Here is an 8,005-nt window from a genome sequence, read left to right on the forward strand (position 1 = left end):
ATACGCCGACTCGCGGAGATACCGGACACCCATCCCGCGAGTCGGCGTATTGGTGCGCGCGAGTCGGGGGATTCGTGCGCGCGAGTCGGGGGATTGGTGCGACCGAGTCGTCAGAGGGTGAGCTGCCGGCCCGGGAAGATGCTGTTCGGGTTCCCGGCGAGCGCGGGGTTCTTCTGCACCAGCTCCTGCCAGCCGCCGGCGATGCCGTGCCTGCTGGCGATCTTGGACAGGGTGTCACCGCGCTGCACGACGTAGCCGCCGAACGTGGTGGGAGCGCTGAGGCGCACCTGCTCGGCGGCCGGGGCCTCGCGGAGCGTCGGCGCCTCGCCGCGCGCGCCTGCCTTCCGGGAGCAGACCGGCCACGCGCCCCAGCCCTGCCCGGCCAGCACGCGCTCGGCGACGACGATCTGCTCGGCGCGGGTGGCCTGGTGGGCGACCGGGGCGAACTCGGTGCCGCCGAACCCCCGCCATGTGCTCGGGGCGAACTGCAGGCCACCGTGGTAGCCGTTGCCGGTGTTGATGTCCCACCGGCCCCCGCTCTCGCACTGCGCCACCCGGTCCCAGGTGGCGTCGGACGCCGCGTGGGCCGCCGGGGCGACGATGAGCGGGGCGCCGGCGACGGCTCCCGCGAGTGCGGTACGCGCGATCGCCTTACCGGTCGTACTGGGGGCACGGTGACGGCCGCGGTAGCGCGCCATGAGGGCAACTCCGTGCGTTGCGCGCGGACTCCGCCGGGGAGCTGGCGGGGCGGTGGGGAGCCGCCGAGGTCCGTTCCTGTCCCACGCTTCGTGAGGCAACGGGGGCCGGGACCGCCGGACAGGGGAGCGCTGCGGTTCCGGGGCCGGCCGGATCTGGGGCATCCGGCCGGACCGACAGGCACGCTACGTCCGGCCGGGCGGAAGGGAAACCCTCCGCATCACGCCGACCGCGCGGTCAGCCGTCCTCCGAACAGCCGAATGACGATCACGTTTGCCCTGCTCAGCAGATCGCGAACCGATAACGTTTGCATTATGGAAGGGTTGCGTGAATGTGGCGCAGTTCACTGCAACCCGGCCGCCTGCGGGCGTCCGCGGCACGCCGTAGGGTTCGGATCGTGGAGCTGACCCACGTCGACGCCGCGGGCTCCGCCCGCATGGTGGACGTCACCGGCAAGGAGGCGACGGCGCGCACCGCCGTCGCCAGCGGCACGCTGCGCACCACCGCCGAGGTGGTGGAGCTCCTGCGGCGGGACGGCCTGCCGAAGGGCGACGCCCTCGCCACGGCCCGGATCGCCGGGATCATGGGAGCGAAGCGCACACCCGACCTGGTGCCGCTGTGCCACCCGATCGCGATCAGCGGGGTCACCGTGGACCTCGAGCCGGACGGATCCTGCGTCCACATCCGCGCAACGGTCCGCACCACGGACCGCACGGGCGTGGAGATGGAGGCACTCACCGCGGTGGCCGTCGCCGGGCTCACGCTGCACGACATGGTCAAGGCCGTCGACCCGGCCGCCGTGCTCGACGGAGTACGCGTCGAGCGCAAGGAGGGCGGCAAGACCGGCACCTGGACCCGACCCGAGGAGGAGCGGGCGTGACGGGCCGCCGCGCCCGCGTCGTCACGGCCTCGAACCGGGCTGCGGCGGGTGTCTACGCCGACCGCGGTGGTCCGCTGATCGTCGCCTGGCTGCGCGAACGCGACTTCGAGACGCCCGATGCCGTGGTGGTTCCCGACGGTGAGCCGGTCGGGGAGGCGCTGCGGGCGGCCGTCGCGGACGGCGTCGACGTGGTGATCACGACCGGCGGCACCGGCATCTCGCCGACCGATGCCACCCCGGAGGTCACGCGGAGCGTTCTCGACTACGAGGTGCCAGGGCTCGCCGACGCGATCCGCGCCGCCGGGGCCCCGACGGTGCCGACGGCGGTGCTCTCGCGTGGCGTCACCGGCGTGGCCGGGCGCACGCTCGTGGTGAACCTACCCGGATCGACAGGAGGAGTTCGCGACGGTCTGTCGGTGCTCGCCGACGTCCTGGACCATGCAGTGGACCAGTTGCGAGGAGGCGATCACCGATGACCGACGCGAGCACCGGTGCGGCCGTGCTGCGGGCCGCGGTGGGCGAGGCGCCACTCGATGTGGCCGAGCACGCCGCGCTCGTGGAGCAGGCCGCCGCAGGCGCCGTGGTGACCTTCGCCGGCGTGGTCCGTGACCACGACGGCGGGCGGTCGGTCCGGGGCCTGGCCTACAGCGCCCATCCGACCGCGGAGAAGGTGGTGGCTCAGATCGCCGCCGAGGTCGCGGGCCGGGTCCGCGGCGTCCGGGCGATCGCGGTCAGCCACCGAGTCGGGCAGCTCGCGATCGGGGACGTCGCACTGGCCTGCGCCGTCGCGGCGGATCACCGGCGCGAGGCGTTCGAGACCTGCGCCGAACTGGTGGAGGAGGTGAAGCGCCTGCTGCCGGTCTGGAAGCACCAGGTGTTCACCGACGGCACCGACGAATGGGTCGGCTCCGCCTGACCCGGTCGTGAGTGGATACGAGTGCTGGGGCACCCGTATCCACTCACGGGCGCGTCAGCGCAGGTCGAGCTGCTGCCCGACGCGGATCACGTTCGGGTTGCTCAGGACGTCGCGGTTGCGCTCGAAGATCGCCTGCCAGCCGCCGGCCACGTTGTGGGCGGCTGCGATCTTGCTCAGGGTGTCGCCCGAGCGGACGGTGTAGTCGGCACCATTCTTCGCCCGGGCGGCCGGGGCCGGAGCGGCGACGGGCGCGGAGGCGCGCACCTTCGTCGGCTCGGCCGAGTAGCCACGCAGGCCCATCTTGCGGGAGCAGGCCGGCCAGGCGTTCCAACCCTGCTTCGCCAGCGTCCGCTCGGCGACCGCGATCTGCTCGGCACGGCTGGCCTGGTGGGGCATGCCGCTGCCGCCGAAGGCGCGCCAGGTGCGGGGGTTGAACTGCAGACCGCCGTAGTAACCGTTTCCGGTGTTGATCTGCCAGTTGCCGCCGCTCTCGCACTGGGCAAGCTTGTCCCAGACGGAATCGGGGGCGGCGTTGGCGGTACCGGCGACGGCGAAGGGAGCGCCGACCGCAACTGCTCCGGCCACGGCCAGACGCAGCAGACTTCGCCCCTTGCGGGAATCCGGTCGAGAAGTCATTTCGGTGTTCTCCAGTTCGCGCCTCGAGGTGAAGCTGCTCGTCAGCGGGCTGGGAGTGCCCCGGCGAACAACCTTGCCGTTCGGGTCGAAGCCGTGGGGCGACTTCTCCGAATGGCGATCTCGGCCCTGTCCCGTCTCCAGCTCGACGGACCGGAACCGCGGGACAAGGCCTGGCGCGACGGCTCCGGATGTATTTCCGGTCGATCCGTTCGGAACGACCGGCCAACGACGCTACGAGCCGGATCCCGCAAACCGTCAATCCAGTGCCCCGTGACGATCGTCACTGTAACGAGCAGATTAACCTGACGATAGCTGGGTCTCCGCAGGTCAGCACGTCACGATCACGACTTGATCACGGCGAATGAAATACATTCAAAACGGAAGTATTACCGACTACGTCACACTTTCGGCGACCACAGCGCGTTGTCACACGTCACACAGCGCTGTGCACTCGCGCACCTGTGGTGGCTGCGCACCCGCGCTTCCGTCATGCTGGATGCGTGACCGATCGCTCCCAGGCAGCGGGCTCGCCGTCCGAACTGGCGGCCGCGCTGCGCACCCGCGGCTACCTCGCCGACGACGGCCTGGCTACCGCCGCGTTCCTCGCCATGCGGATGAACCGGCCGCTGTTCTGCGAGGGCGAGCCGGGCACCGGTAAGACCGCGCTCGCGCAGGCGCTCGCCGAGGTCCTCGGCGCCGACCTCATCCGGCTGCAGTGCCACGACGGCATCGACGCCGCCCAGGCCCTCTACGACTGGGACTTCCCGCGCCAGCTGCTCCACCTCCGCGCCCTCGAGGCGGCCGCGAGCGCAGGCGGTGAGCACCTCGACGCCGACGCCGTCGAGGCCTCCCTCTACGACCGCAGGTTCCTGCTCGCCCGGCCGATCCTCCGAGCCCTGCAGTCCACGCCGAGTGTGCTGTTGATCGACGAGATCGACCGCGCCGACGACGAGTTCGAGGCCTTCCTGCTCGAGGTCCTCACCGAGCACGCCGTCACCATCCCCGAGCTCGGGGAGGTGCGGGCCGCGACGCCACCGGTTGTGGTGCTGACGAGCAACCGCACCCGCGAGGTCCACGACGCCCTCAAGCGCCGCTGTCTCTACCTCTGGCTCGACCACCCCGACCTGCACCGCGAGATCGAGATCCTGCACTCGCGCGTGCCGGGGCTGCCCGAGCGGCTCGCCGCGCAGGTGGCGGGGGCCGTCCGCGCGCTGCGCCAGGCCGACCTGCTCAAGCCGCCCGGCGTCGCCGAGACGATCGACTGGGCCAGGGCGCTGCAGCTCGTCGGCGCCCGGCACCTCGACGTCGACTCCGCCGCGGCCACGCTCGGTGCCGTCCTGAAGTACCGGGAGGACGCCGACCGCGTCCGCAAGCAGCTCGACACCCTCCTGGCGTCCTGACCGCGCAGATGACCAACGGCGCCCCGGCGACGACCGCCGACGACCCGATCCCCGGCCTGGTCGGGTTCACCGTCGTGCTCCGGCACGCGGGCCTCGCGATCACCACCGACCGCGTCACCGCGTTCCTGACCGCGCTCGACGCGCTCGACGTCACGAGCCGGATGCAGACCTACTGGGCAGGACGCCTGACGCTGTGCTCCGACCCCGACGACCTCCCCCGCTACGACCGCGCGTTCGAGGACTGGTTCACCCCCCGGCAGGGCGGGCGCACGCGCATCACCGACGAGCGGCCGCCCCCGCCGCCGAAGCTCGCCGCGCTCATCCCGTCGGGCGAGCAGGGCGAGTCGGAGGACGACGGCAGGCAGGCGCCGGAGGTGCACGCCAGGGCCACCGGCACGGAGGTGCTGCGCAACCGGGACCTGGCCGAGCTCACCGCGGCCGAGCGGGAGCACCTGCGCAGCCTCCTCGCGCTGCTGCGCCCGCAGCCGCCCACCCGCGTGTCGCGGCGGCTGCGGCCGTCCCGCCACGGCGGCACCGACCCGGGACGCACGCTGCGCGCGGCCCTGCGCAACCAGGGCGAGCTGCGGGAGCTGCGCCGCCGTGACCGGTCGCGGCGACCGCGCAAGGTGGTGCTGCTCATCGACGTCTCGGGCTCGATGGAGCCCTACGCCGACGCGCTGCTGCGCTTCGCCCACGTCGTCGTGCGCCGGTCCCCCGGCGCGGTGGAGGCGTTCACGCTCGGCACCCGGCTCACCCGCGTCACGCGCGAGCTGCGGATGCGCGACGCCGAGCGGGCGCTGGCGGCGGCGGGCAAGGCGATTCCCGACTGGTCGGGCGGCACCCGGCTGGGCGAGGTGATGCGCGCGTTCGTCGACCGGTGGGGGCAGCGCGGCGCCGCCCGGCGCGCGGTCGTCGTGGTGTTCTCCGACGGCTGGGAACGCGGCGAGCCCGACCTGCTCGGCCAGCAGATGGCGCGGCTGCGCAGGCTCGCCCACCGGCTGGTGTGGGTGAACCCGCACGCCGGCAAGGACGGCTACGCGCCGGTGCAGGGCGGAATAGTCGCGGTACTGCCGTACTTGGACGACTTGTTGGCGGGCCACAGCCTGGCCACGCTCGAAACGCTGCTCAAGGTGGTGCGCAATGCGTGACGTGCTCGACCAGCTGACCGGCTGGTGGAAGAACGGCGAGACGGCGGCGCTGGCCACAGTGGTCGGGACGTTCCGCTCGGCGCCGCGCCAGCCCGGGGCGTCGATGCTGGTCGGGCCCGGCGGGGAGGCCGTCGGGAGCGTCTCCGGCGGCTGCGTCGAGGGCGCGGTGTACGAGCTCGGCCAGCAGGTGCTCGGCGACGGACGGCCGGTGCTCCAGCGCTACGGGGTGTCCGACGACGATGCGTTCGCGGTCGGGCTCACGTGCGGCGGGATCCTCGACATCTTCGTCGAGAAGGTCGACTCCGAGACCTTCGCACAGCTCGGGCAGGTGGCCGAGGCGGTGCGCGCGGAGTCGCCGGTGGCGGTCGCCACGGTCGTCTCCGGACCCGCGGAGCGGCTGGGCAAGCGACTGATCATCTGGCCCGACCACACCGACGGCGGCACCGGCTCCGAGCGGCTCGACGACGCCATCCGCGACGACGCCCGCGGCCTGCTCGACGCCGGGCGCAACGCCATGCTCACCTACGGCGTCGACGGCCAGCGCCGCGGCGAAGGGCTCTCGGTCTTCGTCGAGTCGTTCGCCCCGCCGCCCCGGATGATCGTCTTCGGGGCGATCGACTTCGCCGCGGCGGTCGCGCAGATCGGCAACTTCCTCGGCTACCGCGTCACGGTGTGCGACGCGCGGCCGGTGTTCGCCACCGCGTCGCGGTTCCCCGGGGCGAACGAGGTGGTGGTCGAGTGGCCGCACCGCTACCTCGCGGCCGAGGCCGAAGCCGGCCGGGTCGACGGGCGCACCGTGCTCTGCGTGCTTACCCACGACCCGAAGTTCGACGTACCGCTGCTCGAGGTGGCGCTGCGGCTGCCGGAGGTGGCCTACATCGGCGCGATGGGGTCGCGCCGCACCCACGACGACCGGCTGGAACGGCTGCGCGAGCGCGGGCTGACCGATGCGGAGATCTCCCGGATGTCGAGCCCGATCGGGCTCGACCTCGGGGCCCGGACCCCGGAGGAGACCGCCGTCTCGATCGCCGCGGAGATGATCGCGCTGCACTGGGGCGGGGCCGGCACCCGGCTGGCCGAGCGCGAGGGCCCGATCCACACCGGCTGACGGGCGGGCGACTCGCCGGTCGGAATCGGGCGACTCGCGGGTCCAAAACGGGCGACTCGCCGGTCCAAAACGGGCGACTCGCGCGGCGAGGACGGGCGACTCGCGCAAGATGCCTATGCCCCGCGAATCGCCCGATTCCGACACGCGAGTCGCCCGGATTCGACATCCGAATCGCCCGGATTCGACACGCGAACCGCCCTCTCGGGGGTGATGCCGAGGAGGTCTTGCAGGGCAGCCGCGCCCGCGGGGGTGACCCGCACGGCTCGCGCCCCGCGGCGCCGGGCGATCCAGCCGTTGGCCTCCAACCGCTCGCACAGGTGCGCGCCGGCCTGCCCGGCGAGGTGGGAGCGCCGCTCGGTCCAGTCCAGGCACGCCCGCGCGACGGGGCGGCGGGACCGGGCCGGCACGAAACCCAGCTCGGCCCGGAACCAGGTGAGCCCCGCCGGGGTGAGGGCGAAGCCGCCGGCCCGGTCGAGCAGACCGCGCTCGCCGAGCGCGTCGGTGATCGCGATGCCGAGCCGCCCGGCGAGGTGGTCGTAACAGGTCCGGGCGTCCGCGAGGGCGGCCGCGGCCGTCACCGCCCGCAGCCCGACGGGTGCGGTCGGCCGCGCGTGCGCGGCACCGGGGGATGGCAGCCGGCGGAGCTTGCGGAGCCGGCGGGGTGGGTGGACCAGGTTCTCCACGAGCTGCGCCACCTCCGGCGAGGCGAGCTGCACGTACCGGTGCCTGCCCTGGCGGCGCTCGACGAGCAGCCCGCCCGCCACGAGCCGCCCGAGGTGCTCGCTCGCCGTCGACGGTGCCACGCCGGCGAGCGCGGCGAGCTCCCCCGCCGTCCACGCCCGCCCGTCCAGCAGCGCGACGCAGATCTGCGCGCGCGTCCGGTCCGCGAGCAGGGCGGCGAGTTCGGCGAGGGCGGCGGCGGTCATCGGTCGATCCTGCCGCGTTGTCGTTTCGGTGTCCGCCGAAGCGTCCTCGGCCTACCGTCCCACCCATGCCCACGATCACCGGCCCTGCGGCCGTGCGTGCCGCGCTCGACTCCCCGGTCCCGGCCGTCCCCGGCGCGGCCACCGGCGTAGCCTGGCTCCGGTCGCACGTCGCCCGGTTCAGCAACGGCGCGGACCACCGGCGCCGCCGCGCGCTCGCCTTCGCGGAGCTCGACCGCATCCCGCCCGACGACCTCCGCCGCCGGGCGGCCGAGTGCGGCGGTCACCCCGTCGCCGT

General features: G+C 73.5%; 9 protein-coding genes and 1 pseudogene. 7 read left to right on the forward strand and 3 right to left on the reverse strand.

Annotation, left to right across the window (positions count from 1 at the left end; translation table 11 throughout):
• Nucleotides 1-110 precede the first annotated feature (110 nt).
• A complete protein-coding gene (locus KME75_RS37800) occupies nt 111-698 on the reverse strand; it encodes a LysM peptidoglycan-binding domain-containing protein (RefSeq protein WP_219419743.1) in 588 nt (195 codons plus the stop codon).
• A gap of 392 nt (nt 699-1,090) precedes the next feature.
• Between KME75_RS37800 and moaC the strand changes: the two genes are divergently transcribed.
• From moaC to KME75_RS46405, 3 genes are read left to right on the forward strand one after another with little or no spacing between them, the layout of a single operon-like run.
• Nucleotides 1,091-1,576 (forward strand): cyclic pyranopterin monophosphate synthase MoaC, encoded by a 486-nt coding sequence (moaC, locus tag KME75_RS37805; protein ID WP_219419751.1) that lies wholly within the window; start codon nt 1,091-1,093, stop codon nt 1,574-1,576.
• Complete coding sequence (locus KME75_RS46400; protein WP_219419744.1) at nt 1,573-2,052, forward strand: MogA/MoaB family molybdenum cofactor biosynthesis protein; 480 nt, start codon at nt 1,573-1,575, stop codon at nt 2,050-2,052. The genes moaC and KME75_RS46400 overlap by 4 nt, the downstream gene beginning before the upstream one ends.
• On the forward strand, nt 2,049-2,492 hold the full coding sequence (locus KME75_RS46405) for a molybdenum cofactor biosynthesis protein MoaE (protein WP_219419745.1): 444 nt from the start codon (nt 2,049-2,051) through the stop codon (nt 2,490-2,492). The genes KME75_RS46400 and KME75_RS46405 overlap by 4 nt, the downstream gene beginning before the upstream one ends.
• A gap of 54 nt (nt 2,493-2,546) precedes the next feature.
• Here KME75_RS46405 and KME75_RS37820 read toward each other — a convergent pair whose 3' ends face one another.
• Nucleotides 2,547-3,128, reverse strand: coding sequence for a LysM peptidoglycan-binding domain-containing protein (locus KME75_RS37820; RefSeq protein ID WP_219419746.1), 582 nt, complete (start codon nt 3,126-3,128; stop codon nt 2,547-2,549).
• A 500-nt stretch (nt 3,129-3,628) separates the two neighbouring features.
• On the opposite strand from KME75_RS37820, the gene KME75_RS37825 reads away from it, so the two are divergent.
• The 3 genes from KME75_RS37825 to KME75_RS37835 are packed head-to-tail and all read left to right on the forward strand — an operon-like array spanning nt 3,629 to nt 6,784.
• Nucleotides 3,629-4,528: an AAA family ATPase gene (locus KME75_RS37825; protein WP_219419747.1), complete on the forward strand. Its 900-nt coding sequence runs from the start codon at nt 3,629-3,631 to the stop codon at nt 4,526-4,528.
• An 8-nt stretch (nt 4,529-4,536) separates the two neighbouring features.
• Nucleotides 4,537-5,676, forward strand: a complete 1,140-nt coding sequence (locus tag KME75_RS37830) for a vWA domain-containing protein (protein ID WP_219419748.1) — start codon at nt 4,537-4,539, stop codon at nt 5,674-5,676.
• Nucleotides 5,669-6,784, forward strand: a complete 1,116-nt coding sequence (locus tag KME75_RS37835) for an XdhC family protein (RefSeq protein ID WP_219419749.1) — start codon at nt 5,669-5,671, stop codon at nt 6,782-6,784. The genes KME75_RS37830 and KME75_RS37835 overlap by 8 nt, the downstream gene beginning before the upstream one ends.
• Nucleotides 6,785-6,897: 113 nt before the next feature.
• Here the strand turns inward: KME75_RS37835 and KME75_RS37840 are convergent, their stop codons facing one another.
• On the reverse strand, nt 6,898-7,710 hold the full coding sequence (locus tag KME75_RS37840; protein ID WP_219419750.1) for an ArsR/SmtB family transcription factor: 813 nt from the start codon (nt 7,708-7,710) through the stop codon (nt 6,898-6,900).
• Nucleotides 7,711-7,775: 65 nt separating this feature from the next.
• Between KME75_RS37840 and KME75_RS37845 the strand changes: the two are divergent.
• A pseudogene (locus KME75_RS37845) lies at nt 7,776-8,005 on the forward strand (hypothetical protein); the annotation flags it as partial.

This window comes from Pseudonocardia nigra, from assembly GCF_019396355.1.
In the GTDB taxonomy this organism is placed as follows: Bacteria; Actinomycetota; Actinomycetes; order Mycobacteriales; family Pseudonocardiaceae; genus Pseudonocardia; species Pseudonocardia nigra.

Coding starts and splice junctions, on each gene's coding strand:
- KME75_RS37800 (WP_219419743.1), bottom strand. CDS start 698: ATGGCGCGCTACCGCGGCCGTCACCGTGCCCCCAGTACGACCGGTAAG.
- KME75_RS46405 (WP_219419745.1), top strand. CDS start 2,049: ATGACCGACGCGAGCACCGGTGCGGCCGTGCTGCGGGCCGCGGTGGGC.
- KME75_RS37820 (WP_219419746.1), bottom strand. CDS start 3,128: ATGACTTCTCGACCGGATTCCCGCAAGGGGCGAAGTCTGCTGCGTCTG.
- KME75_RS37830 (WP_219419748.1), top strand. CDS start 4,537: ATGACCAACGGCGCCCCGGCGACGACCGCCGACGACCCGATCCCCGGC.
- KME75_RS37835 (WP_219419749.1), top strand. CDS start 5,669: ATGCGTGACGTGCTCGACCAGCTGACCGGCTGGTGGAAGAACGGCGAG.
- KME75_RS37840 (WP_219419750.1), bottom strand. CDS start 7,710: ATGACCGCCGCCGCCCTCGCCGAACTCGCCGCCCTGCTCGCGGACCGG.